This is a genomic window from bacterium, from assembly GCA_014360495.1.
Lineage (GTDB): Bacteria > Armatimonadota > JACIXR01 > JACIXR01 > JACIXR01 > JACIXR01.
This window is the reverse complement of the sequence record JACIXR010000003.1, coordinates 101,685-127,234: the sequence shown is the minus strand read 5'-3', so window position 1 is coordinate 127,234 and position 25,550 is coordinate 101,685. Positions and strand designations below refer to the sequence as shown.

20 protein-coding genes are annotated in these 25,550 nt (G+C 45.9%); 4 read left to right on the top strand and 16 right to left on the bottom strand.

Annotated elements, in window-relative coordinates; all coding sequences use genetic code 11:
* Positions 1–26 precede the first annotated feature (26 nt).
* The 7 genes from H5T88_03330 to H5T88_03300 form a co-directional block, all read right to left on the bottom strand.
* Positions 27–1,787 (bottom strand): penicillin-binding protein 2, encoded by a 1,761-nt coding sequence (locus H5T88_03330; GenBank protein MBC7329371.1) that lies wholly within the window; start codon positions 1,785–1,787, stop codon positions 27–29.
* Complete coding sequence (locus H5T88_03325) at positions 1,784–2,134, bottom strand: hypothetical protein (GenBank protein ID MBC7329370.1); 351 nt, start codon at positions 2,132–2,134, stop codon at positions 1,784–1,786. The genes H5T88_03330 and H5T88_03325 overlap by 4 nt, the downstream gene beginning before the upstream one ends.
* 6 nt (positions 2,135–2,140) lie before the next feature.
* The gene (gene rsmH, locus H5T88_03320; protein ID MBC7329369.1) at positions 2,141–3,016 is read right to left on the bottom strand and encodes a 16S rRNA (cytosine(1402)-N(4))-methyltransferase RsmH; all 876 of its coding nucleotides are present in this window, start codon (positions 3,014–3,016) and stop codon (positions 2,141–2,143) included.
* Positions 3,017–3,475, bottom strand: coding sequence for a division/cell wall cluster transcriptional repressor MraZ (mraZ, locus tag H5T88_03315; protein ID MBC7329368.1), 459 nt, complete (start codon positions 3,473–3,475; stop codon positions 3,017–3,019). It lies immediately after the preceding gene.
* A gap of 257 nt (positions 3,476–3,732) precedes the next feature.
* Positions 3,733–4,806: a GHMP kinase gene (locus tag H5T88_03310; GenBank protein MBC7329367.1), complete on the bottom strand. Its 1,074-nt coding sequence runs from the start codon at positions 4,804–4,806 to the stop codon at positions 3,733–3,735.
* Positions 4,807–4,810: 4 nt separating this feature from the next.
* A complete protein-coding gene (locus H5T88_03305; GenBank protein MBC7329366.1) occupies positions 4,811–5,977 on the bottom strand; it encodes an MFS transporter in 1,167 nt (388 codons plus the stop codon).
* Positions 5,950–10,191, bottom strand: coding sequence for a beta-galactosidase (locus H5T88_03300; protein ID MBC7329365.1), 4,242 nt, complete (start codon positions 10,189–10,191; stop codon positions 5,950–5,952). The genes H5T88_03305 and H5T88_03300 overlap by 28 nt, the downstream gene beginning before the upstream one ends.
* A 208-nt stretch (positions 10,192–10,399) precedes the next feature.
* On the opposite strand from H5T88_03300, the gene H5T88_03295 reads away from it, so the two are divergent.
* Genes H5T88_03295 through H5T88_03285 form a run of 3 tightly spaced genes read left to right on the top strand, consistent with a single transcriptional unit; the run spans position 10,400 to position 13,863 of the window.
* Positions 10,400–11,200, top strand: coding sequence for a DUF72 domain-containing protein (locus H5T88_03295; GenBank protein ID MBC7329364.1), 801 nt, complete (start codon positions 10,400–10,402; stop codon positions 11,198–11,200).
* Positions 11,193–12,416 carry a methyltransferase gene (locus tag H5T88_03290; GenBank protein MBC7329363.1) on the top strand — a complete coding sequence of 408 codons (1,224 nt, stop codon included), beginning with the start codon at positions 11,193–11,195 and terminating at the stop codon, positions 12,414–12,416. The genes H5T88_03295 and H5T88_03290 overlap by 8 nt, the downstream gene beginning before the upstream one ends.
* Before the next feature lies 1 nt (position 12,417).
* On the top strand, positions 12,418–13,863 hold the full coding sequence (locus tag H5T88_03285) for a radical SAM protein (protein ID MBC7329362.1): 1,446 nt from the start codon (positions 12,418–12,420) through the stop codon (positions 13,861–13,863).
* Here H5T88_03285 and H5T88_03280 read toward each other — a convergent pair.
* The 9 genes from H5T88_03280 to H5T88_03240 form a co-directional block, all read right to left on the bottom strand.
* The gene (locus H5T88_03280) at positions 13,789–15,999 is read right to left on the bottom strand and encodes a hypothetical protein (GenBank protein ID MBC7329361.1); all 2,211 of its coding nucleotides are present in this window, start codon (positions 15,997–15,999) and stop codon (positions 13,789–13,791) included. The two genes, H5T88_03285 and H5T88_03280, sit on opposite strands and share 75 nt — an antisense overlap.
* Positions 15,996–17,564, bottom strand: coding sequence for a hypothetical protein (locus H5T88_03275; protein MBC7329360.1), 1,569 nt, complete (start codon positions 17,562–17,564; stop codon positions 15,996–15,998). The genes H5T88_03280 and H5T88_03275 overlap by 4 nt, the downstream gene beginning before the upstream one ends.
* Positions 17,564–18,676 carry a rod shape-determining protein RodA gene (rodA, locus tag H5T88_03270; protein MBC7329359.1) on the bottom strand — a complete coding sequence of 371 codons (1,113 nt, stop codon included), beginning with the start codon at positions 18,674–18,676 and terminating at the stop codon, positions 17,564–17,566. The genes H5T88_03275 and rodA overlap by 1 nt, the downstream gene beginning before the upstream one ends.
* Before the next feature lie 126 nt (positions 18,677–18,802).
* A complete protein-coding gene (locus H5T88_03265) occupies positions 18,803–20,464 on the bottom strand; it encodes a DUF4091 domain-containing protein (GenBank protein MBC7329358.1) in 1,662 nt (553 codons plus the stop codon).
* A gap of 8 nt (positions 20,465–20,472) precedes the next feature.
* Entirely contained in the window at positions 20,473–21,084 is a 612-nt protein-coding gene (locus H5T88_03260; GenBank protein ID MBC7329357.1) for a protein-L-isoaspartate(D-aspartate) O-methyltransferase, read from the bottom strand.
* 59 nt (positions 21,085–21,143) lie between these two features.
* The gene (locus H5T88_03255; protein ID MBC7329356.1) at positions 21,144–22,265 is read right to left on the bottom strand and encodes a radical SAM protein; all 1,122 of its coding nucleotides are present in this window, start codon (positions 22,263–22,265) and stop codon (positions 21,144–21,146) included.
* 9 nt (positions 22,266–22,274) lie between these two features.
* Entirely contained in the window at positions 22,275–24,164 is a 1,890-nt protein-coding gene (gene metG / locus H5T88_03250) for a methionine--tRNA ligase (protein ID MBC7329355.1), read from the bottom strand.
* A complete protein-coding gene (locus H5T88_03245) occupies positions 24,164–24,379 on the bottom strand; it encodes a zinc ribbon domain-containing protein (GenBank protein MBC7329354.1) in 216 nt (71 codons plus the stop codon). The genes metG and H5T88_03245 overlap by 1 nt, the downstream gene beginning before the upstream one ends.
* Before the next feature lie 63 nt (positions 24,380–24,442).
* Entirely contained in the window at positions 24,443–25,231 is a 789-nt protein-coding gene (locus H5T88_03240; protein ID MBC7329353.1) for a stage 0 sporulation protein, read from the bottom strand.
* Between the two features lie 121 nt (positions 25,232–25,352).
* On the opposite strand from H5T88_03240, the gene H5T88_03235 reads away from it, so the two are divergent.
* Entirely contained in the window at positions 25,353–25,550 is a 198-nt protein-coding gene (locus tag H5T88_03235; GenBank protein ID MBC7329352.1) for a hypothetical protein, read from the top strand.

Genomic DNA, 25,550 nt, shown 5'->3' with positions numbered 1-25,550 from the left:
TAAAACATTTAGGTCCTGATTTCAAATTAAGGGGACCGCTGGGAAGCAACAGCCTGAAGGGTATTAAGGGTAATAGGGGTAATTTGGGGGCTAAATCCCAGGCAGGCAAGGCTTCTTGAGGCTATTTCTTTGAAAACGGGGGCAGCAGCTGTTGCTCCCCAGCGGTTTATTTGCGGTTGGTCAATTAAGACCAAAATCGCTAAGCGCGGGTTATCTGCTGGCAGAAAACCAACGAAGGAGGCAACGACTTCGTTAGTATATCTGCCATTTATAACTTTCTGTGCCGTTCCAGTTTTACCACCCACCTTTACGCCCTCAACATTTGCCTGTTTATAAGCCGTTCCTTCCTTGCTCTCAACCACTCCCACAAGCATATCCCTGACCATATTCGCAACCTCTGGGGAGAGGGGGCGGGATATAACTTTGGGTTCAAACTTTTTAATCTCTCCGTTCGGATATATAACTGCCTTCAATATATGGGGCTTATATACGATACCACCGTTGATGAGGGCACAGAAAGCACTGAGCAAATGAAGTGGAGTTATTGATATCCCCTGTCCAAAGGATACATTCGCTGTTCTCATATTGCTCCAATTCTCAGGTGGAGGAATAACTCCTCGTTGTGCACCAGTGAGCTCATCTGTAGGGCGCATTCCAAAGCCAAAGCCAAGTAAATACTTATATATCCTCTTAGCTCCTAACTTCATCCCCACTTGCGCCGCTCCTACATTGCAGGATTCAACGAGTATCTTCTCAGGTGTAACGCTTCCATGCCCTCCTTTGTGATGAACTACGCAGGAAATAAACCTGTCTCCCACCTTTAGCTTACCAGAACAGTGGAAGCGAGATGTTGGAGTGATAACCCCTTCTTGAAGGGCGGAAGCGATGACTATCGGCTTAAGCACCGAACCTACTTCAAAGAGGTCCGTTACTGCCCTGTTTCTCTTGGCATCGGGTGGATATTTGCTTTGCTCATTAGGGTCAAATGTTGGTCTGTTTGCGAGGGCGAGTATCTCACCGTTTTGGGGGTTCATCACGATAGCCACTGCTGATTTTGGTTTTAGCTTCTCAAAAGCCTTATCAAGTTCCTCCTCCACAATCCTTTGGATATCGCAATCAATGGTAAGAATCACATCCGAGCCATCCTTCGCTTGACGAAGAACCCGAGAGGCTGTGGGTATGAAATTGCCCTTTATGTCGCAAATACCCTCCACTAACCCTTTTTCCCCACTCAAATACTTGTTCAGGCTTTTCTCGCATCCCTCAAGAGGCTCCTCGTCAACGTTGCAGAACCCGAGAACATGAGCAGCAAGCGAGCCGTTCGGATAAATCCTCTTTCTTTCTTCCTGAAGCTCGATTCCCTTGATTCGGTTCTCTTTTATAATTTCCCTGACTTTATGAAAGGTTGCGTAGTCAAGGTTCCTCTGCAAGGCGACGATGGGACGGGGGCTAAAAAGGTTTTTCTCCAAATCGTCCTCCTCTATGGAGAGAAGAGGGGAAAGCTTCGCAGCCAAGAGAGTGGCGTCCTTCACCTCGCTGGGGCGGAGGAATATAGAGCCTCCCAGCGCTTCCTGGGCCAAGGGACGCATCTTCCTGTCCAAAATCGCTCCCCTTCGAGGTTTGATTTCCTTTTGCCTAACGCTGCACTTCTTTGAGAGCTCTTTGTAATAGTGGAATTTAACCACTTGGAGATAAAAGAGGTTGGAAAGGAGCAAGAGGATGCAAATGAGGAAAAAGGCGGCTAAAAAAGATATCCTCTTTTGCTTAGTTTTTTGCGAAACTTTCATTTCTCCCCAATCGTGAGAAAATATTCTATGGTTGCCCTCTTCATATTTCTGCTTTTCGCTATCTTCTCAACATTTACAGGCGAAAGAAGGTCGCTTAGCTGTCCCTTTAAAAAGGCATTTTCCTCTTTCAGGACCTTTTGGGTTGTTGAGTACTTTCCCTTCCAATATTCCTTGGTGTTTATGATTTTCCCCATTACCACCTGCCCCAACAAGAGGATAATAAGGGCAAGAGCTGTGGAAATAGCCGCCTTCCTCAATCCAGGCGACAAGGCTTCCTCCCTTCGGGGGATGCGAGATACTCCTCTTCTATAGGGGCGGTGTCTCTCTTTCGGTAAAGCCATTCCCATCTTCCTCTACCTCCTTTCCACCGCGCGAAGTTTAGCGCTCCGCGCGCTTGGATTTATACTTACCTCTCCCATTGAGGGACGCAGTGGCTTGGGTGTTATGATGTTTAATTCGTCCTTCTTCTCCCTGAAACATTCTTTTACAATCCTATCCTCAAGGGAGTGGTAAGAAAGGACGCAAAGGCGCCCACCTCTCTTTAAAAGGGATATCGCTATGGGAAGAGCGGAACGAAGTTCCTCCAATTCTTTGTTAACAGCTATGCGTAGAGCCATAAAGACCCTCGTTGCAGGATGGATTCGCCCTCTTCTTCTCACGACTCTCTCTATAATCTCCGCCAGTTCCCTTGTTGAGCTAATCTTCTTCCTCTTTCTGTGTTCAACGATAGCAGAGGCGATTCTCTCTGCGAATGGTTCTTCTCCATATTCCATAAAGATTCTCGCCAGTTCCTTTTTTGAAAGCCTATTTACCAAATCCTCAGCGGTTAGGGATTGATTTCTATCCATCCTCATATCCAATGGTCCCTCGCTCTGAAAGCTGAACCCTCGCTCGGGGATTTCAATATGGCGAGAGGAGATTCCCAAATCGAAAAGGATGCCATCAGCCTCATTTAAGCCAAGTTCAGCGAGGATTGGTTGAAGCTGGGAAAAGTTGGCTTTATAAAAATGGGTTTTATGAGGGAAAGCTTTCAATCGCTCCTTAGCGATTTCCAGCATTTCCCAATCCCTATCTATGCAGATTAAGGTGGAGGAGGGAGGCAATTTCTGGAGAAGAGCGAGGGAATGCCCTCCTTCTCCTGTTGTGCAGTCAACAAATATGCCTCCTCTTTCAGGTTGTAAAATCTCTAACACCTCCTTTACCATCACCGGCTGATGGTAAATTTTCATTTAAAGGGGAGGGCGAGTTTCCAGAAAGCCGAGTTTTTCCGCGGCTTTAGCTATTTCCTCAGGTGTGAGTTCTTCCTCAAACTTATCCCATCTTTCCTTGCTCCATATCTCTATGCGGTTGCCTATTCCCATAACTACCGCGTCGGAGTTTTCCTTTAAGCCGGCGTATTCCCTCAAGGAAACAGGGATAGCGAGCCTCCCCTGTCTATCGCAGGATACTGCCTCAGCTCCTCCCACAAGGAGCCTTTGGAGAATAACGGCGTTTTTATCAAAGAAAGAGAGCTTGGTAAGTTGTTCGGCCAATTGACGCCATCCATCCTCGGGGAAGAGGAAGACGCATCCTCCTATCCCCTTAGTGAGGTAGAAGGTTTCACCTAAGAGAAGGCGAAACTTAGCGGGAAGAATTAACCTTCCCTTGTCATCTAATGTATGCACAAAAAGACCGGTAAAGATAGGCATGTTATTTCCTCCACTTTTCTACCATTAGCTACCATAATTATGGGACAAATGCGAAAATTAGTCAATAAATTTTTAAAAATTTTAATTCAAAATCCACTAAGTCTCCACTAAATTTTTAAGGGATTTTTAAGAAAGATGCAAGTGAAAAAATTTTTGTCTGGGGGTTGTCGTAATTAATAAAGATAGGGGGAGCTACCCCTAAAGATTAGGGAGGGGGTTAACTTCTTGGGAAGATTTCCCGAGTTTCTATCCCTTATTCATTCTTCTTCGTAGACGATGCTATGGCATCCTTTATCAATTTTAACCATATATGCCTTCCCTCCCGCTTCTTCTATCGCTCTTGCTACTTCCTCCTGCCTCCCTGGAGCATAGGCTATCATACAGCCGCCACCGCCTGAACCGACGAGCTTCGCTCCCAAAGCTCCCGCCGCCAATGAAGCCTGACAAAGCTCATCCAATTTATCCGTTGATACTCCCAATATTCTCAGCATCTCGTGATGCTTATTTAGAAGCGAGCCCAATCTTTTCTCCTCTATTTTCCCCTTTTTAAACATATCATAAGCTTCCAAGCATATATCCCTATTAATTATGTTCACATAAACCTTATCAGCCAGATGGGATGGCAACTGTTTTAGATATCTCTCAACTTCTTTTAAAGGGGTTTTGCGTATATCAAATGGAGAGTAAATCTCCTTTAGCTTCCTTATCCCTTCCTCAGCCTCTTCATGTGAGCGTCTCAAAACCTCAAGCGTTTCCTTTCTTTCCAGGCTATCCCCGAGGACGAAGCCCTCTGGATTAACAGGTAGGGATTCATAGGAGAAAGGAGGGACGCAATCAACGAAGATGGTATTGCCGATGCTTGAGGTGAAATGGTCCATCATCCCACCTGGTTCATTGAACTCCAAAACCTCCGCTCTATGAGCGAGCCTCGCCAGGTGATCTGGGGGAAGCTCAACTCCCATATGGGTTAGGAGGAACTTAATCCATCCGACAACTAAAGCTGAGGAGCTGGAAACTCCCGCGTTTATTGGCAGTTCTCCTCTCACAACGCATTCCACTCCCGAATCAATTTCATAACCACTATTCAAAAGCACTTTCACGCCTGCCTTCAAATAATCGCGAGGCTTTGTATAGACGATTTCCTTTTCCAAATCAATGGTTTGCTTTTCCTGGATATCGGGCATATTTATTTCAAGGATTTTATCCTTTATCTTCTTTCCTTTTATGTGTATGTGGAGGTCAATGGCGGAAGCTATAACCCATAAGCCAAGGAAATCCTGATGCTCTCCGAAGAGGCAAATCCTTCCGGGGGCAATGGTCTCAACTATCATCTCGTTACCTCCTTTTTGAGTTACCTTTATTTAATGATAGTATACCACAAAGGAAGAATATGATTGCAAACAAAAGGAATACGAGCGGGAGCTTTTTCCAGAGGCTTTCCAAGAGGGCACACATAAGAAGCGATACTGCAACACCAAGTGAATTCCAAGCTAAAAGGGCGCCGGAGGCTAAATGGTAAATCTCTTTCGGGAATCTCCTTCCAATATATGCTGTTGCGGAAATCGGAACGATGCTCATCTGGGAGCCGAGGGATAAAGCAGCGAAGGATAAGGTGAGGGGCGAGGAGAAAAAGGAAGTTATTCCTAATCCTATAGAGCTGAAGAGGAAAGCGAGGAAAAGGGACATATTTTCTCCCCATTTATCGGCTACATATCCGCCGGGATAGGCAAAGAAAATCCTTCCCGCATAGCCGATAAAGGTGATGAGGGAAAGGTAAGCGAAGTTATAATGCTTGGTTATCCATTCCCCGAAACTGCCGAACATAATACCAAGGGATATGGCTGAGATGAAGAGGTAAAATGCCGGCAATCTGCTCTCTTTGCTAAAAGCTATCTCAAATAGCTCTTTAGGTGGAACGCTTTCCATCCTATGGGGGAAACTGGGCAAAAGTAAGAGGAGAACGGTGCCGAGGAGGGAAAGGGAGAAAGCGAAGGAGAACATATGCGTTTCTCCCTTTATCGTATGCAATACCCCTAAAATAGCTACTCCGATTGCGAAACCGGTTTGAAGCCATGTGTAGAGGATACCTGTGTAGGAGCCGTATTTGTTTTCCCTGGAGAGAAGCAAAACCGCTACTGTCCCAGCGGTCCAATAAATAGCTGCTCCCCATCCCCAAAGGAACATCAAAAAGAGAAAGGCGAGGTAGGGAAGGGAGAACAAGAGGGCGAAGGGAAATAAGACATAGGTTAATGAGCCGAGGATGAGCGATATTTTTACCCCGAAAGCTTTCACGAATAACCCTGAGAAGAAGCGGAAAAAGGTGAAGGAGGAATATATTACAATCAATGGCAAATAACTCCTCAATTCCTCAAAGCCCCTTTGGCGGAGGATGGGGATGACGAATTGCTGAAGCGCTCCTGCGCCGGCGAATGTCAGAGCATAGGATAAACTGAGAATGAAAAAGGGGGGAATTTTCAGGGAAGGAGGATTCTCTCTATCCATTCTTTGTCTGGTGCTTCATCTTTATAGAGGATGATTGGCGTGAAACGAAGGTCTCCGTCTATTTTTAGGGATTTCCTCTCGCTCATTTTATCCAATTGCCTCCATTTGCCATCCTCAAGCTCTCCAATTTGTATCTTGAAATTTTGGGGGAAGGTTATCTCCCCTTCCTCCAAGGGAATGAGCAAGATATAGTTGGATTCGCTCAAGGGTTTTCCGTCAATGGAGGAGAGGATTACATGGGGCTGGGAGCGGAAAAGGATTTCTCCGTTTATCCTCATATCCCCTTTCCCAACGAGCTTGACAACTCCGTTTTTCGTTATATGAGCGAAGCCTGGCATATTTGTTCCAACGGTTAACCCTATTCTCTGGGAATCCCCTTCAATAAAAATTCTCTGCTCCTCACCTTGATTGAAGACGACGAAGGCTTTGCCATCCAAGGTATTAACTCGGAAGCGGTGTAGGGAAGGTAAGTCGGGCTTGATTTCCCTTATCCTCTCAATCCCAGCGATTTGCAAGAAGGTGAGAAAAATTTCTCGCATAATCTCGGATGCGGGTCTTAACTCTTCCAAATATGGCGTGAAGAATACCTTGCCCTTCCCAATCTCGTTTTCAAATAGGAGGTCTTTCCCAAGCAAACTTCTTGCCTTAATCGGTTCCACTCTAATAAAAGCTTCCTTTGGGGGGATTTCCTCTAAAGGTTTCGCTACCTCTTCTATAAATCTCACTCCACAAAGCTCTTCCAGTCTCTCCTTTTTATTTCTTTCTCTGGATGGACCAAAAGAGATATCCCCGCTGATGAAGAGATTTCCGCCCTTCTCAACGAAGGATTTAAGCCAAAAGTAAACCCTATCGGGAACGCAGAGGGGAAGGGGATAGATTATGTTTTTAACCGTTGGAGGAATCTTCTCTATTTGGGGCTCATCTATTATCCAGAAATCAACTCCGAGTTCTATCAAGGCATTTATGGAGCGAAGGATGGCGTAGTGGATTCTCTCCCTCGCTCCGCTTACCCTATTCATAGTGGGAATGAGAAGGTATGTGGAAGGAGGAGAGGGAGGGGCAGGGTGGATTTGACGGAGAAGAAATCCGCCAGCCCTCATAACCAAACCGCATTCCTTGGGCACCATATCGCAGGGATAAAAGAGCCCCCATGGGAAGATGGTGGATGAAGGGTCCTTAAAACACCAGTTGTTGGCTCTTGAGGCGCCCATACCGAAGGAGTAGAAAATGGCGGCGAGGAAAAGCTTGTTTCTTTCCTCTTCGCTTCTTTGGATGTGATAACCAGAGCCAGTGAGCCAAGCAGGGTGAGTCTTTGCTCCGAACTCTCCCAAGGAGAAGCTTTTCCCAAGCGAGCGGAGGTCGTGGTATTTAAGGGTGGAGGGAAGCCGAATTATGTCTTCCTTAGGTGGTCCGAAGTAGCCGATGTTGGAGATATCAAGGTTGTTAATCTCCTCTCGGAGGTCAATACCTCCAACAGGCAGTTGATAGAATTCGCATGTTGTGGGATGTTTAGGGTCGACAGATTTCAGGGCTGAGGCCATACAATCAATCCATTTTGAGGATAAAAATCCGTAGAAGGAGAGGAGGTCAGCTGTAGCTGTGTCTTCCCAATTGCCCCATTTCGGTTTTGGCAATTCAATATCTCCCCATTCTCCCTTGGGAGGCGATAGCCTCCAAGCGGATTTCAATTCCTCCATATCCTTATATTTTGATTTGAGAAACTCGTTGAAAAGAGCTTTGTGATATTTCCTCGCGTCGTTTTCGTTGAATTGAAGGTCTCCGTTTATGTAATAAATGAGGGAAGGAAGGATGTGGTAGCGTTGGGCGAATTGAGAACAAACTTGCCTTTGCTTTTCTCTTTCCTCTTCGCTTACCGCGACATTATACCCACAGAGAATGCAAGGGAAGAAAAGGAGATTATGCTTCTGGGTGAGGAAGGCGAGGGCGTCCGTTTTTCGCCAGATATTCTCGGGGATATTGTAGCCATACCAAGCGGGGCTTATCCATAGATTCTCGTATAAGTCCACACCGTAGTCCTTAAGGGTTCTCAGTTCTTTATCCCAAACTAGCGGATTCATTCGGGCGGCGAGCAGGGTATCGGCGTAATCATCCGTTCCAAGGATGAAGCGCGGCTTTCCATCAAACCAAAGGTAATTATCATGGAAGGAGAGTTGTTTCGCGTTCTTGAGAATGGTTTCATCCCGCACCATAAATCCGCTCTCCATATAGTCCCACTTTTCCCCATCCAAATAGAGATAGGCTGAAATTTTGTAAAGGTTATCGCTGAATCGTCCAAGTTGACAAATGGCATGAAATTCTTTCGTTTCCCCAGCGCTCAAAGACAAATCCATCTCCTTTTCCCAGCAAACCCTCCCTTTGTTCCTCTCCTCTACCCTAAAGACGAGCTTAGCTTTGCTGACATCCTCTCCGAAATCCGAGACCTTGACGCTTAATTTCACATCCTCTCCCTGTTCGTAAATAGCATAATCGCTTTTGAGGTTATGGAGGAAAACTCCCTTCAAAAGGAAGCGAGTTACCTTGAGGAAGGCTTTACGCATATTTTCATCTTCAAACAAATCCTTGTTATCAACCCCAAAGAAAGCCCAGCGAGAGCCGGCGTAAAAGCCTGAATAGTGAAGGAGCAGAGCTCCCAAGCTTCCTCTCAATCTCCCATATTTATCGTACCCCTTTAAGAGGGAGACCCAGCGGGCGTCATCCGAACCCGTCACCCCCGATGAGGCATAGCCAGTGAAAGGACCATTGAGACGGAAATCCCAATTCAATATCCCTCCCTCAGCGGGCTTTGCGTAAGCCACCCTCTCCAATTTATAGGAAGGGTCAAATATGCCTATCTGAAAAGGTTGAACAATTAGCCCATCCATTGGCTCCCCTTTAGCGGTGTTTATTCTCGTCTCAAATCTCTCCTTTATCTCCAAAGAGCTGAACCAGGCTTCTCCCTGTCCCTGATATATTCCGCAACGAATGACGATTCGCTTCGTCTCCAGTGGCGGGGAGAAATCCCAGAAGAAATATTGCCAATCGTTTGTCCCTATTCCTTTACCAACATCCCTCCATAGCGTTATGTTTCCTTTTTCATCATAACAGTAAAGGGCGAGGAAGGCATAACCGCCTTTTACATCTTTTGTCTTCAGCCAGCCGGAGAAGCGATAAAGTTTAGCGGGAGGGAGGGTTAATTCGGTAGACCATTCGCTTGAGGAAGGATAGGGGAGGGATACCTTAGCTGAGGGCTTTCCCTGAAATCTGTTTTCCTCGTCAAGTTCACAACCCCTACCTATTTTCCATACCGATAGGTCCGCGAAATCGCCAGCGGGAAGAAGGTTTGGCTTAAGGGAATTGGCTTCCTCTTCTCCCACCCACTTATCCCCCATCTTATAGAGGGGATTTTGAAAAGCATAACCTCCCGTTGTGAAGAGGCAGCCTCCTTCCCTCAAGAAATTGAAGAGGGCTCTTGCTCCTTTCGCGGGGAAGGATTCCCCATAAGAAATGATGAGGAGGTCGTAATTTTCCCTTTTAAGCTCCGTTTCCAGCTGGTCCGCGGAGATGAAGAAGGGATTAAAACCCGCCTGCTTTAGAAGGGAATAAAGGAGGTCGGGAGAGGTGAGAGCTCCCTTCGGTGGGATATTATCCTTTAATATGGCAATGCGTCCCCTTGCTGGTGGGAGCGGTTTATCTTTTGTTGACATCAGTGGCTCATCTCCTCTTGTTAAAGCTATATCATCAAACCAGGCTGTTCCCTGCGCCTGGAATAACCCGCAGTATATGTTGATGTAAAAAGTGCCGGGTGGGGTTGTGAAGGAATAGGAGTAGAAGTTCCAATCTTGGGTTCCCGTTATTTGGACGATGTCCTTGAAGGCGAGCAATCTGCCGTGGAAATCGTATTCGTAAACGGCGAGGAAGGCATATCCCTTGTTTTCAACAGTGGGCTTCACTTCCTTCGTTTTAATCCAGCCGGATAGAGTGAATCTCTCGTTTTCCCCAACGAAGAGGGAGTAAGTTGCTCCATAGCTCCCCTCAATTTTAAGGGATGGCGGATTGGATTTGAAAACTGAGTGGTCTAAGGAAGAGGTTGGTGGGAAACTCCAGCCCGCGGGAAACTCGAATCCTCCTCTAATTAAATTTTCATTGCCTCCAAAGGCGAAGGGAACGAGGCAAACGAGAAGGAAGAAAATCTTTATTCTTGATAGATTTTTCATTGTGAAAATTTTTTAACTTCTCTTTTAGAGAAAGTCAATCAATATTTTGAGAATCTGAATAATTTCAAGAAGGGGAAAAGAGAAAGCAGAGGAGAAGCAATTAACCAGTTAGCGGTAGAGATGAATTTAATAACCAAAGGATTCTCAAATGATGTAGAATTACAACTGTCTTGTAAACAGGGTAAAACTGGTATAAAATATTATTGAAATGAGCTCTTTATACATCGGAACGAGTGGTTATTCCTATGGGCATTGGAGGGGAGTTTTTTATCCTCCTGACTTGCCCCAATCCAAATGGCTTGAATTCTACTGCCGATTCTTCAACACAGTTGAACTGAATGTCACTTTCTATCGGCTTCCTCTTGCCTCTACCTTTAGAAGCTGGAGGAATAGAAGCCCAGAGGATTTCGTCTTTGTTTTAAAAGGCTCAAGGTTCATCACGCACATAAAGAAGCTCGGTGATTGCCAGGAACCATTAGAGCTATTCCTTGAGAGGGCGGAGGAAATGGGGGAGAAGGGGAGAGTGATTCTCTGGCAATTGCCCCCTCGCTTTAAGTTGGATGCGGAAAAGCTGAAAAAATTTTGCGAGCTTTTGTCATCCCATCCAAAGGCGAGAAGATATCTCCACGCCTTTGAATTTCGCGATAAATCCTGGTTCTGCCGGGAGGTTTATGATATTCTGAGAGGGCACAATTTTTCCCTCGCTCTTGCGGATTGGCCCTTCATCCTTGAAACGGAGGGAAAACCGCAGGAAATAGGGATTATAAAATACAGAACGCCGAAAATAGCCGTGGAGGAAACAGCTGATTTCCTATATATCCGCAGGCATGGTGCTGTTGCCCTCTATGCCTCAAACTATTCCGATGAGGAATTGGAGAGGGATGCGAGGTATATAAGGGAATGGTTGAGTGCGGGAAAGGATGTCTATGTTTATTTCAACAACGATGCCCATGGCTATGCGGTGAAAAACGCCCTCTATCTTAAAAAACTTCTTGAGGAGAGTGATTGAATTGACGCCGAGGGAAAGAGTTATAACAGCGCTGAAGCACAAGGAGCCCGATACCATTCCCTGGGACTTAGGAGGTATGCGCTCAACCGGTATTATGGCTATCGCCTATGCTAAATTGAGAAGAGCGCTCAAGCTCCCACTGGATGGGATAAAGGTTTACGATGTCGGTCAGCAGCTGGCCTGGGTTGATGAGGATATTAGAAGAATTTTTCCCATAGATGTCATCGCTCTTGATAACGGTAAGGTTGGGGCGGACTATCTCTATGGCTGGCGACCTTATAATCTTCCCGATGAGAATGGAACAGCTGCTCTTCTTCCCGCTAATTTCAGAGTTGAGGAGGCCGAGGATGGAAGCCGATTTCTTTATGAGGGGAATATGGTGGTTGGCAAGATGCCCTCGGGAGGATTTTATTTCGACGAGGTTCATCACCCCTTGAGCAATGCTGATTCTGTTGAGGATATTGAGAAATGGGAGATGGGAACCCTCAGCAAGGAATTCCTATTGGCTTTGAGGAGAGAGGCAAAGAATCTTTATGAAAACACGGATTATGCAATTATGGGCTCTTTCGGGGGGAATATACTTGAGCATGGTCAATCTCTAATGGGTTGGGAGAACTTTATGACCGCCCTGCTCGCCAATAGGAAACTGGTGGAAGCTCTTATTGAAAAATTGGTTGAAGGGCATCTTAGAAACTTGGAGCTTTACCTTAACGCAGTGGGAGATTATATCCAGATAATACAGATGGGAGACGATTTGGGAACGCAGAACGGACCTCAGCTCTCTCCTCGCCTTTATAAGGAACTTATTTCCCCCGCTCATAAAAAGATATACCAGTTTGTCCATCAAAAGAAGCCTCATATCTTTGTTTTCCTCCACAGCTGTGGAGGGATATACGAGCTTATTCCCTATTTAATTGAAGAGGGCGTGGATATTCTTAATCCAGTGCAGACCTCAGCGGTGAATATGGAGCCGGAGAGGTTGAAGAGGGAGTTTGGCAAGGACATAGTTTTCTGGGGCGGAGGTTGTGATACCCAAAGGGTCCTTCCCTTCGCCACACCTAAGGAAGTGAGAGAGCATGTCAAGGAGAGGATAAGCATTTTCTCCAAGGGTGGCGGATTCGTTTTCTGTCAAGTCCACAATATCCAGGCGAATGTGCCAGTGGAAAACATTATCGCTCTTATGGAAACCGTTAAAGAGGTGAAAGAGAGGGGATAAATTGAGGCTTAGAAGAGCACTTTTAATCAATCCGCCCTCTGGTTTATATATCAGGGAGGAAAGGTGTCAGGTTCCCGTTAAAGGATTAACTGCCACTGCTCCTCGCCCTCCCATAGACCTCGCTTATCTAGGGGCGATTTTGGAAAGAGAAGGAGTGGAATGTTTTATAAGAGATTATCCCGTGGAGGGAAGGGGGTGGCGTGAACTGAAAAAAGATTTGTCTTCATTAGCTCCCGACATCCTTCTCGTGAATGTCACGACTCCAACCTTTGAGCTGGATATGAAGGCTTGCGAGCTGGCAAAGGAGATAAACCCCTCAATCATAACGATGGCGAAGGGGGGACATACAACGGTATTTGATGAGCTCGCTTTGAAAAGTCATCCTTATTTAGACATCGTCTTGCGTGGGGAATGCGAGGAAACTATGAAGGAGCTGGCTAAGGATATTCCACTTGAGGAGATAAAGGGGATAACATATCGGGAGAATGGAGAAATCAAGCGAAATCCCGATAGGGAGTTCATAGAGGATTTGGATTCTTTGCCCTTTCCCGCACGCCATCTGTTGAACAATTCCCTCTATAGGCGTCCCGATACCAACGAGCTCCAAACGACAATTCAAACTAATAGGGGCTGTCCTGGCAGCTGTGTTTTCTGCCTTGCGGGAAGATTATCGGGTAAAAAGCTCAGGCTTCGTTCCCCTAAGAACATAGTAGATGAAATAGAGGAATGTATAAATCGCTTCAATATCAGAAATTTCTTTTTCCGAGCAGATACATTCACTTGGAAGAAGGAATGGGTTATTGATGTATGTCGGGAGATAATCCGGAGGGATTTGAGGATAAAGTGGGTTTGTAATAGCAGGGTTGATACTTTGGATGAGGAGAGGTTGCGGTGGATGAGGGGAGCGGGTTGTTGGCTAATATCCTTGGGGATAGAAAGCGGTTCCCAGAGGATATTGGATTTGATGAAAAAGGGAATAACGAAGGAGCAGGCGAGAAAGGCTGTTGAGCTCTGCAGGAAATTTGGCGTAAAGACATATGCTTTCTATCTCTTCGGTTTGCCTTGGGAGAATGAGGTAGATGTGAGGGAAACTATAGATTTTGCAATTGAGCTGGATTCAGATTTCGCCGAATTCCACCTTGCGGTTCCCTTCCCTGGAACAGAGCTCTACGATATAGTGCATCGGGAAGGATTGGTTGAAGGGAATTTCCGAGGCTACGACCACACATTTCCCATTGCGAGGACTTTTTTCCTCTCACGAGAGGAATTGGTAAAATGGCGGAGGAAGGCGATTCATAGGTTTTACCTCCGCCCAAGCTATATATTCCGCACTCTCCTCCATTCTCCTTCTCCCGCTTCCCTATTCAGCTATCTAAAGTTTGCCTTTGAGAGGCTTATCCTTCTTCCCTCTAACTTTAAAAAGGAGCGAGGAAACGATAAAGGATAAGGCGAAGAGGGAAAGGTAGAGCCCAACTTTATAAGAGAAAGGGCGGTAGCATAGAAGGACTTCGTGTTCGCCCTTCGGCAAAAGCAGGGCTTTAAATAACAGGTTCGCGGGAACGATTTCTTCTTCTTTCCCATCTACGAATCCTCTCCATCCAGGATAAAATGTCTCGGAGATTATCAAGTAAGCTTTTTCATTGCTTTTAACATAGAGCCTCAGCTTCCCCGACCTCTCCTCTAAGATTCTAATACTATATTCCAACTTTCTCCCTTCAAGTCTTTCTCCTCCTTCCAAGACCGCTTTCTCTTTTGAAGCGAGATGAAGTTTTTCAATTGCTTCTCTGATGTTCCTCACATTTATCGTTTCACCAACGAGATAAAAGAGCGGTAGCGAATTCTCGTTTTCTTTTATGCTTCTATCCTTGCTTGAGAAAATGAAGCGCACTCCCATCAAATCAATGAGAGGAGATGAAGGATTCTTTACATATAGGGCATTGCTCCGTTCATCGGTTTGATTAATTTGCTGAACGAAGAGAAGGGAGCGGAGGGGGTAGAGGGAGTCGCCTCCTTGAACTTCCCTCAAATTCAGCAGAATGTTGCAGTTGGGGAGGAGGGTATCAAGAGGGTCTCTTGCTCCCGGAAGCGCAAGAAAGCGACCTTTCTCCGAGATGCTTTTCAACTGTTCAGCTATTGGGACGGAGGGAAAAAGCATTTTGGGAGAGGTGGCGGGATTGAAACGCATGCTGAAGGCGAACATATCAACGATTGCTAAAGCCACCAATGCGTGTTCTTTCTTCAGGTTGAGGAGAACCAAAGAAAGAATACTAATGAAGAGGAAGGAGAGGGTAGCTCGCAAGGAGGGGAAGCCTATTTCCACGCCCTTTTGTGATAAGCCAAGGGCGAAGAGTAGCAAGAGGATGAAGAGGATGAGCAATGGCAAACGGGATTTTTTCTCGGGGAGATTGTCCATTCCAAGAGCGGAGAGAACAGCGAAGGAGAAGGAGACGATGTAGAGGTCCCTTGCGGGGGCGGCAAGGAATTTGAAAACTGGTAGGTAGATGAAAATTTTAAGTAGTGGAGTTCTTAGGGCAAAGAGGATGGCGAGGAAGGAGAGCGATAAGAAGAAGATGCTCTCTTTTCTCTTTTTCAGAGCGAATGGGAGAAGGAAGAAGGGAAGAATTCCGAAGTATCCGCATAATTCCACATAATTGAAAGCACCTCTATAATCGTAATCCACGGGATTACCATAGAAATCGGGAACGAGAAAGGTGTAGAGGTGGTCGAGGGGCATAGCTGTAGCTAAGAGGTCGGAGAAGGAAGTTCCAAGGGAGCGATGGCTTCTGGCGGAGAGCTCAAATGAGGGAAGGAGTTGGGGCGAGGATAGAAGAAAGCCCAAGAGGAGGGAAATGAAAAGCGCGAGAAATCCCGATTTATACCTCTTTTCAGAAAATATTCGGAAACAGGCAAAGCAGAAGAAGGTGAACCAGCCATAAAGGGCGAATTGGGTATGTCCAGCTAATAGGCTTAAAGCTAAAGGAAGGGAGGAGAGAACAGCGAAGAGGAAATTTCCCTTTTTGAGGAAGAGCTGAAAGAGAAGAAGGGAGAGGGGAAGCCAGCACATGGAGGCAATAGGAGTTTGATATTCAGCCCAGGCAACCATAGGACCGGAGAAGGTCCAAATAATGGCGCCGAGAAGGGCAGAGATTTTCCTAACGCCAAGGGAAAGGAGGAAGAAGTAAGTGAATATGGATGTGAGAAGGAAATGAAGGATGATGTTGATGGTCATCAGTATGTGGGCTGATAGGAAAAGCAGGGGCCAATTGAATGGATAGAGGCAGGCGGATGCCATATTCGCCAAGAATGGTTGACCACAGAAATTGTAACTGCTCCAAAGGGGGATGAAGCCGGCTCTCAAGCTTTGCTCAAGAAGGACTCGCCAAGGGTAGAAATAGAGAGTGACATCTAAAAGAGGGTTGTAAACCTTTTGAAAATCTGGGAAAAGAGAATGGGAATAGCTCCTCCAGGGTTGGATGCGGAGGCTCAAATCGGCGGGAAGAAGGACATTTCCGGCGAAAATTTTATAGAAGAACAACAACACCAAGAGGAAAAGAAGGATTAAATAGAAGAGGTTACGCCTCAATATCTAACCCTCCAAATTATCACTTCCTCATTGCGGTAAACTGGCTGAAGGTAGGGCATAAAACGGTTCGGGAATTCTGGCGCCAAAAATCGCTCATAATCCCCATAATAAACATATTTAACCCCATTTTCCCTGAGAAATCTCTCTTTTGCCACTTCCTCTGTGCCCCTAAAGAAGCGCAAAACTTCCTTGTATTTATCGGTATAATTCGGCGTTTCTCCCCAATGTCCCGCATACACTCTCCGCCCACACAAAGCAGGGATATAACAAGCGAAATCCGGAATTGCCAGGATTGGTTCCTCTTTCGTGGTGTAATTCTTTAACCAATCCAAAGCCTGCTCCTCTGCTTGAGAAACATAGTTTGGTTGAGGATAGAGCGGTTTATTTGTCATCAGGCTATAAATATCCGTTCCCAATATGACAGCATTTGAAGGGAAGAGCGCGATTAAAAGGAAGGGAAAGATTCTTTTCTTGACATCTATGTAATTGGGTGCCAAGGCAATTGTAGTTAGAATCGCCAAAGGTATTTGGGTTCCCATAAAGAGCTTCCTTTGGAAGGAGAATGGTAAATATGGGAGGATGAAGCCAGCAATAGACCAAGAAATTAAAAATAGGAGCGAATCATCAATCTTTTTCTCTCTAAACCTTTTAGTAATTCCCCAAATGGCGAGTGGGATGAGGAATCCCATCCCTGATAGATAGAAATAGATGGGAGGTGAAAGTGTGGGGACAGCCGCTCTTGCGGAGAAGAGAGGTTCATTGCGCAGAAGGAAAAGCTGGTGATAGATAGCGGGAGAGGCTATTATGAGAGATATCAGGGCGCTATAAATCTCGGGAATGGGTAGCTTTTTGTTTTTTATTAACAAAGAAATGACGAAGAAAATCCATACTAATCCCACGATGACAACATCATAAGTATGGACATTGGCTAATATAAGGAGGCAAATTCCCGCGATGATTCCACCTTTCCAATCCTTCCATTTCAAAAGGGAGTAGAAGAAAAAGATGATGAAAATAAGTGCGAAAGTGAAGAGGGGATTGACATAAAAAGTGAAGAAAATAGTGGATTCGGGTTGCCATAAATCAACAGAATTATTGGTTCCCCTGGCGGGAGAATAACCGCCAGTTAACCAGCCAATTCCCGAGGAGAAAAGGAGAATCAACAAGCCAGCTCTCTTCATGGAAGTGGAGGGCAAGAAGAAATGGAGGAAAGAGTATAAAAGAAAAACGAGACAGAGAGCGAATAGGTAGCGGGAGAGGAAGAGGAGTTTAAGGGGCGATAGATGGAGGAAGCGGGAAATTCCCCCGAGTAAAAGAGCGAAGAAATTGAAAAACGGGTGTTGTTGTCTAATGGAGGTGAAGAGGTTGACGAAAAATATATTGCCCTGCCTCACTTGCTCAATCCAGGAAAGGTAAACGGCGAGGTCGTCCTTGAGCCTTAGAAGACCGAGGAATTTGCTACCTGGGGGTGTGAGAAGGGCGCCCACTATATAGGGAAGGGAGAAGAGGAAGGCAACTATGAGGAAAACTGCTGATATCCAGGTTATCTCTTCCCTTTTCGTCATCAGAATGAGAGCTTTTTTCTCCTCCTATAGACGCTTTGAGTAAGTCCCAATAGCAAGCAGAAAGTCAATAAGTGGCTACCTCCATAGGAGAGGAATGGCAAGGGTATACCTACAGCGGGAAGCAAGCCAAGCGTCATACCGATATTTACGAAGCTATGAAAAATGAGGAGCACGCCTACTTGAGCGGCTATCAGTTGACCGAGCATATCCTCTGTATTGAGGGCTGTAAAGAAACAGCGCCAAACAATTATAAAGAAGAGAGCCAAAATCGCTATGCATCCGGCGAATCCGAGTTCCTCTCCTGCTACCGTGAAGATGAAATCGGTATGCTGAGCGGGTATATAATTTAAACGGTTCTGCGTTCCTTTAAACAGCCCTTTTCCCAGTGCCTCTCCAGAGCCAATCGCTATCCTGGACTGTATTATGTGATAGCCTGCGCCGAGGGGGTCTGCTTTAGGGTTGAGGAAAGCCTGAATTCGTTGCTTCTGGTAAGGACGAAGGATGTCTAAGTGCCAGGCTGCCACTGCTAAGAGGATGAGGGTAAATCCTATGGCTATTATATGTTTCGCCTTTGCTCCTACGAAGATAAGGGAGGAGAGCCATATTATTAGGAATGTTAGGGATGTTCCCAAGTCGGGTTGAAGGAAGACCAAAAGGAGAGGGATGGAGATGTGAAGGAAGGAGCGGAAGAGAACTTTTAGATTGCTTGCTTCCTGATAATTCTTCGCCCAGAAGGATGATAGGGTTATCAGGGCGATAAATTTTGCGAACTCGGAAGGTTGGATGGTGATTGGTCCGAGGGCGAACCATCTCTGCGCCCCGCTTGTTTTCTTCCCCAAAAGTAGGACTGAGAGAAGCATTAAAAACATTAAGAAATACAAAAGCGAGGAAAAGCGAGGTAATTGTCTATAATCTATCTGCACCATTAAAAAGAAGACAAATAAGGAGATGACCGCCCAAGTCCCCTGTCTTAAAAGCAGGAGAATTGAGGTTGTGTTTGAGGAAGATATGCCAAGGGCGGCGCTATATATCAGTAGAAGCCCCACAAGGATAAGAAGGAGCATAGATATAAAACTGGGGTAATCTATTTCTCGCAGAATCCTTTTCCACATTACAAATTAAATTCTAAAGCAATTGTCCCTTTATAGCAATGAAAAGAGGCATTACCTCCCAAACGGATTTTTCCTTAAAATGAACTTAGTTCCTTAAAGATTGACTAAAGGTGTAGAGAAAAGATGTTATTTCATCAGCTTCTCTATCTCCTCCGCTATCTCTCTCCTTGCTCGTTGAAGTTTCCTCGGATTCTTTTCGTAATCGTTTATATCTCTTATGAAACTCCTACATATCTCAGTCCCTTTCTCCCTTCCGCCCGATAGCTTCTGCAATAACCATAGATATTCGTAATCCTCCATCCCTTGTCTTAACATCTCCCATCTTATCGAGTTCAAGGGTGCGTCCTCGCCTGGGTAGATTATACAACAATCTCCTGGTGGAAGACCACCAGGCTCTAAATCCTCAAACGGTTTATCCGACCAATAGTTCAACCCCCAGTGGAGAAAACCCTGGGTATTGTAGAGCCAGTTAAGCCAATGCAGGAGCCTCACTTTAATTAAGGGGTAATCCAAGAACCTGTTAGGATATTTTTGCGTTGGGGCAAGACAGGTGTAAAACCAAACTTCCTCTTTCTTCGGTCTCTTTCTATAAAAAGTAAGGTAGCGATGGAATTCGTGGAGAATAGGCACCCAGACATCTATGGAGCCGACGATTTGCATCGTTTGGTTCGCCTCTATTATCCTCAATTTCGGGGCATATTTCCTAACATAGGAAGCAAATAGATTATAGGATTCAGCATTTATATCTATGGGTTCATCTGCAAGATGTTGCATATAAATGCCGAGCCATCCCTTCTCCTCTAAGTGCTTCTGTAAAGCAGGAAGGAATTGGGAGAGGAATTCGTCCGCTTCTTTGGAGGAAACCTTGACCTCGGGCATCCGTTTCTCTTTCCCATCTTCCAAAACGGTATATCCCGAAAGGACGAATTCTTTAGCCTCCCAAGCTCCTCCTTCCCTTCCACCTAGGTGTCCTCCCTCTATTCTCCCTATCACTCCTTCCTCCTTAAAGATTTCCACCCACTTATCCAAAAGGGAGAAATCAAAGGAAAGCTTGCCGTTAGTTCTGGTTATTTTCGTAAGCGATAAAACCGGAGTGATGATGACATTTTGCCTATGTTCAGCCATATTTCTTGCGTATTTTCGCACGATTCGCCAGAAATCATCGCTCCACATCTCCACCTTGTGGAACTTGGAGATGTTCCAAGGATTGAACCAATTCGTCAGCCAGAGATGGCTTTCCGCGGGCAGTTCAAAAGGAAACACCCTGAGGAAAACATCTATGCTGAAATCGCCCTGCGAAGTTCTAACCGTTATATTGCCCTTATAATTTCCCGCTTTTGTCCCCGGTGGAACGAAGAATGTCAGCCAGATTGGCTGGGTAGTATTAGCGGGAACGTCTATGCTTTTATGGTTGAGAAGGACATCTGGAATCTCGCAGGGTGCGAGGCGAACGAGCTCTTCCTCGGGAGTAAATGGCGTATTTTTCTTAATGGGAACATAGCCAACGAAGTTGTACTGGAAGTTTTCCTTCCCGACCTTTTCCTTCCCTCTCACTAAATCGCTGAACTCAATGCCGTAGATTTGCAAGGGGGAATCGCTTCTTATCGCTATTTGCGCTGGTTCGTATTCATTAGCGGCGCATTCAAGCCTGATTGTCTTCCTCGGGATGATGGGTTGAGTGTCCTTGAAGACCTTCACCATTGGGTCAACAACCCAGAGGGAAACCGAGCCGAACGATAAGCCAGAGACCGTTAATAATGAGGTAGTGAGCAAAAAAGACTTTAACATTTTTAAAATTACCTCCTTTCTTCTTCTCCTATGAGAGGGACGAAGAGGCAAGGTCCAGCCTCCCTCTTCGTTATCTTTCCCTCTTTCTTTTCAATTATAGTGAGAATTTGCCCGTAGTCATCGCCCAAAGGAAGGACTAAGCGTCCTCCTTCCGCCAGTTGTTCAATAAGGGCGGGAGGAATTGTCTTTGCAGCCGCCGAGACCAAAATGGCATCAAAGGGAGCTTGTTCAGGAAGCCCCTTGGTTCCGTCGCCTACAACTATATGGGCGTTTTTATAGCCGAGTCGCTCAAGGCGTTCCCTCGCTTGCTCAGCAAGAGATGGTATCCTCTCAATACCCCACACCTCTCGGCAAATCTCGGCGAGCAGAGCGACCACATAACCTGAGCCAGCTCCAACCTCCAACACCTTCTCATCACCCTTTAAATGCATCTCTTGAAGCATTATAGCGACCATATAGGGTTGGGAAATCGTCTGTCCTTCCCCAATGGGCAAAGGGTAATCCTCATAGGCTAAATGCCGATAGTTCGGGGGGACGAATTCCTCTCTTGGCACCTTTGAAAAAGCAGATATAACCTTCTTATCATAAATTCCCCTACCCACCAAATCTTCCTCTATCATCCTCTGTTTTGCCAAGGTCAATCTATCAGGTGTGTGGTATGTCTTGTCCCTTTCCAAGGTCAAAAGAGGGAGAGCTGGCTTTCCCTTATTTTGTCAAGAGTTCCAAAATAGCGACCGTTTATCGTTATGAAATGTTTCGCCCTCTTCGTTGCTGCTCCCAGCTTTTTCAAGGTTTCTAAGGAAGTGATTCTCTCTGTTTTCCTTACCTCCAATATTCTCCTGGCGGAGATTGGTCCTATGCCGGGCACTCTCAATAGCTCCTCCAGGCTCGCCTTATTGATTTCCAGGGGGAAGAAATCCTTTCTCAGAAGGGCTGAGGCTAGTTTGGGGTCCTGGTTGCGTGGGAGATTCCCATTCTTATCAAAGGGAAGTTCCTCAAAGGAGAACTTATACTTGCGGAGGAGGAAGTCAGCTTGATATAAGCGATTCTCCCTTAGCTTGGATGTGGGAGGGTAATTCCTAAGAGGTGTCCCCGCAACGGGATGGAATGCGGAATAGTAGGCGCGACGAAGGGAATATTCGGAGTAGAGCATATCAACGAAAGTGAGGATATCAAAATCGCTCTCCCCCGCGGCACCCACGACGAACTGGGTAGTGAAGCCGGCAGGCACCTCAATCCTTTGAGAAAGTTTCCTCAGCCACTCCATCTTCTGCATAAAATCCTCCATGAATTTTTCTTTTGATAGACGGGAAAGGTGGAACTGAGTGGGTGCCTCAAAATTTATAGAGACTCTATCGGCGAGCTGCATAGCCCTCTCGACACTCTGCAAATCCGCCCCTGGTAAAATCTTGAGATGTATATAACCCCTAAAGCCCCTTCTCCTCACTATCTCCACCGCATCTATCATCCTTGTCATCGAGTAGAGGGGAGATTTGTCAACGGCGGAGGAGAGAAATAAACCTCTCACATAACCCTTCTCTAAGAGATAGAAGAAAATATCCGCTAATTCCTCTGGTGTGTAGTAGGCGCGGGGGATATCCCTACCTGCTCTTATTGGGCAATATAAGCAGTTGTTCTGACAACGAGAGGAAAGAAGAGTTTTGAAGAGGGGAATACACTTGTTTCCTCCCTGAACAGCGTAATAGATTGAGCGGAAAGCACGAGAGAACCTTCCTTGCTGAGAACAGATATCAAACCTTGCCGCTTCCCCGAGGAGGTTTGATTTATGGAGCAGGTTCATAGGGATGGTTCAGCGAACTTTGGAACCCAGGGGGACCTCCTTTTCAGGGGAGACGAGCACAACCCCTTGGGGAGAATCAACCGCTAAAACCATTCCTTCAGATATCAACCCTTTAATCTTCGCTGGGGCAAGATTTGCCACAAAGATGACGCTTTTCCCGATAAGCTCTCCGGGCGTGTAGTAGGGGGCAATGCCGGCAACGGTTCGTCTTGTGCCAAGCTCGCCCAAGTCTATCTCCATCTGATAGAGCTTCTCCGCTCCTTCTACGACCTTGCAGGATTTTATCTTGCCGACCCGCAGGTCAATTTTTGCAAATTCCTCAATGCTTATCTCTTTCTCCGGTGTGGAAATCTTTATCACCTCCTCCATACGAGGGAATATGGGTCTTGCTTGTTTAATTTTACCTGTTCTTTCAAGGCTTGTAAATGCCCCCCATTTTGCCTCATTTAGGGAGAAAGAAGGGGCATAACCGAGATGAGAGAGGATTTCCTTTGAGGCGGATGGGAGGAAGGGATGGAGAAGTATGGAAGAGATTCTGAGAAGATCTATAGCCGTGCCAAGAGAACTGCGAACGGCAGCGATGTTCCCCTCTTTATATAGACGCCAAGGAGCGGTCTCGTCAAGGTGCTTGTTTGCCAAATCAAGGAGGTGGAAGGCGGAGGAGATGGCGGAATGAAAGGACAATCTCTCCATTGCTTGAGAGTATTCATTGAGCGCCGTTTCCACTTCAAGGGAGAAGTCAGCTCCTGGTGGAGGGAGCTCGCCTTGGAGATATTTAACAGCCATTGAGGTCAGACGATTTAAAAGATTTCCGAGGTTATTGGCTAAATCGGCATTATAGCAAGCCCTCAGAGATTCATAGGAGAAATCTCCATCAGCCCCGAAGGGGGTGGAACGGAATAGGTAAAAGCGAAGCGCATCGCGAGCGAAGGGTTCCTCGCAACCGGAAAAACGCATTATCTCCTTTAGAGCCGATATGGGATGAACGACATTTCCTTTGCTCTTTGACATCTTTTCCCCGTTTACCGTCCAAAAACCGTGTCCAAATAAGAGGGCAGGAAGTGGTAAATCAAGAGCCATAAGCATAGCTGGCCAAAGGGTAGCGTGAAAGCGAACGAGTATGTCCTTTCCCATCACTTGCACATCTGGAGGCCAGATTGAGGAGAACATCTCTTCGTCTTGCAAATATCCCGCTACCGTGAGGTAATTTATCAACGCATCAATCCAAACATATACTTGGAGCCCATCGTCGCCAGGAAAAGGAATTCCCCAGTTGTTCCATTTTCTCGTTATGTATAAATCTCGTAATCCACTTAAAACGAAATTCAGAACCTCCCTCTGGCGGAAATCGGGCATCACTTTCTCATCTTGGAGATAGGGAAGAAGGGATTCCTGGAAAGCGGAGAGGCGGAAGAAATATCCTCTCTCTGAAACCTTTTGAAGGGGACGTCTGCACTCGGGATTGGGGCATAAACCATCCTGAACCTCTTCTTCCCGGAAATAAGTTTCATCGTAAATGCAGTACCAACCTTTATAATAGCCCTCGTAGACCAACCCCCTTTTCAGTAGTTCCTCTATGAAACTTCGCACAACCTTTTTGTGGCGTGGTTCAGTGGTTCTAATGAAAGCGTCGTAGGAGATGTCAAGTTCTTTCCAAGCCTTTTTAAATTCCTCAGCCATCCTATCACAGAAGCTCAGAGGGTCTTCACCTCTGCTCCTCGCCGCTTCTGCCACTTTGGGGGCGTTTTCATCCGTTCCCGTGGCGAAGAAAACCCTCCTCCCCTTCATCTTCATATACCGTGAAATGATATCAGCGGCGAGGGTGGTATAGGCTGAGCCTATGTGAGGGACATCATTTACATAATATATAGGCGTAGTTATATAGAAAACTTTGCCCATTACAGCTTACAAGTGCTACAAGAAGGCAGTGTACAGGTGGAGCAGGATGAGGAGGAAGTGCTTTCACCGGAGGAATTATTGGAGCCGATTGCGAAAGTGGAGAAAAGCCTTTGCGTTTCCCCTCCACACACGGGGCAGGGAACTTCTTCCCCAACCTTGCAAAGAGTAGAGAACTTATGCCCACAATTCTCACAGAGGAACTCATAGATAGGCATATCGCAGTTCACCTCCAAAATTTTCATTTAAATTATAACCAGATAGCGGATAATAGCCAAACATTAACGAGGGAAATTAATCTCCTCCTTGGGGAAGGGCATCACGCCTTTTTCCTCAATTTCTACGAGGACTAATTCTTTTAGGAAGTTCAAATCAACGACTTTCCCCTTGCCTTGAGGGGTCACTACCTCTGCCCCTATAGGGGGTAGTTCTTCTCTCAATTTCTGATAATACTCCAGCTCGTAAGCGAGACAACACATTAGTCTGCCACAGGTGCCTGTTAGCTTGCTTGGATTGGCGAAAAGGTTTTGTTCCCTGAGCATCTTTAGGGATATGGAGCGGAAGGAGTTGAGAAAGAGATAGCAACAGCATAGCCTTCCGCAGGGTCCGATACCACCAAACCGTTTTGCTTCATCCCTTGCCCCTATTTGCGTCAATTCAATGCGAACCTTAAAGATGCTTGCCAACGACCTCACGAGGGCGCGAAAATCAACTCTCTCTTGAGCGCTGAAATAAAATATAAGGTGGGTTCCATCAAGCGTATACTCCGCTGCTATGAGTTTCATAGGGAGATGGTGTTTCTCAATTTCCTCCTCGCAAATCGGGAATGCTTCCTTAGCCTTCTCTTCTCTTTCTTTATAAAGTGCTAAATCCGCAGGAGTTGCTAAGCGGAGAATTTCCCCTTCGCTTTCCTCACCAGATGCATCATCTCTTATCTCCTCAACTGTTCCCAGCTCCTCTCCTCTGGGAGTTTTAACCACTACACTATCTCCCTCTTTCAAGGGGAGGCCTTTTGTATCGCAGACCAGTGTGTTTTCTATTTTCCCATAGGTAACTATAGCCTTTGCCATCTCAAAAAATAATATTAAAAGATATAAATGGATTGTCAAATCACCGGGATAAGATTTCCTATTTCTTGACTAAATTCTGTTTTGACTATATATTTTCTGAAAAAAGTAAGGAGGGATTTTTATGAGAGAATGCAAGTTGGATATCAATCTATCCCGTTGCAACTGCACATACGAACCTTGTCCTAGGAAAGGAATCTGCTGTGAATGTCTAAGATACCACCTTTCCCATAAGGAGCTTCCTGCGTGTTTCTTCCCTCCAGAAGTGGAGAGGACTTATGATAGAAGCATAAGGAGATTTCTTTCTCTTCAGAAGGGTTAA

Coding starts and splice junctions, on each gene's coding strand:
- metG (MBC7329355.1), bottom strand. CDS start 24,164: ATGGGCAAAGTTTTCTATATAACTACGCCTATATATTATGTAAATGAT.
- H5T88_03310 (MBC7329367.1), bottom strand. CDS start 4,806: ATGATAGTTGAGACCATTGCCCCCGGAAGGATTTGCCTCTTCGGAGAG.
- H5T88_03265 (MBC7329358.1), bottom strand. CDS start 20,464: ATGTTAAAGTCTTTTTTGCTCACTACCTCATTATTAACGGTCTCTGGC.
- H5T88_03325 (MBC7329370.1), bottom strand. CDS start 2,134: ATGGGAATGGCTTTACCGAAAGAGAGACACCGCCCCTATAGAAGAGGA.
- H5T88_03295 (MBC7329364.1), top strand. CDS start 10,400: ATGAGCTCTTTATACATCGGAACGAGTGGTTATTCCTATGGGCATTGG.
- rodA (MBC7329359.1), bottom strand. CDS start 18,676: ATGTGGAAAAGGATTCTGCGAGAAATAGATTACCCCAGTTTTATATCT.
- rsmH (MBC7329369.1), bottom strand. CDS start 3,016: ATGAAAATTTACCATCAGCCGGTGATGGTAAAGGAGGTGTTAGAGATT.
- mraZ (MBC7329368.1), bottom strand. CDS start 3,475: ATGCCTATCTTTACCGGTCTTTTTGTGCATACATTAGATGACAAGGGA.
- H5T88_03235 (MBC7329352.1), top strand. CDS start 25,353: ATGAGAGAATGCAAGTTGGATATCAATCTATCCCGTTGCAACTGCACA.
- H5T88_03300 (MBC7329365.1), bottom strand. CDS start 10,191: ATGAAAAATCTATCAAGAATAAAGATTTTCTTCCTTCTCGTTTGCCTC.
- H5T88_03330 (MBC7329371.1), bottom strand. CDS start 1,787: ATGAAAGTTTCGCAAAAAACTAAGCAAAAGAGGATATCTTTTTTAGCC.
- H5T88_03240 (MBC7329353.1), bottom strand. CDS start 25,231: ATGGCAAAGGCTATAGTTACCTATGGGAAAATAGAAAACACACTGGTC.
- H5T88_03305 (MBC7329366.1), bottom strand. CDS start 5,977: ATGGATAGAGAGAATCCTCCTTCCCTGAAAATTCCCCCCTTTTTCATT.
- H5T88_03275 (MBC7329360.1), bottom strand. CDS start 17,564: ATGACGAAAAGGGAAGAGATAACCTGGATATCAGCAGTTTTCCTCATA.
- H5T88_03255 (MBC7329356.1), bottom strand. CDS start 22,265: ATGAACCTGCTCCATAAATCAAACCTCCTCGGGGAAGCGGCAAGGTTT.
- H5T88_03260 (MBC7329357.1), bottom strand. CDS start 21,084: ATGATAGAGGAAGATTTGGTGGGTAGGGGAATTTATGATAAGAAGGTT.
- H5T88_03245 (MBC7329354.1), bottom strand. CDS start 24,379: ATGCCTATCTATGAGTTCCTCTGTGAGAATTGTGGGCATAAGTTCTCT.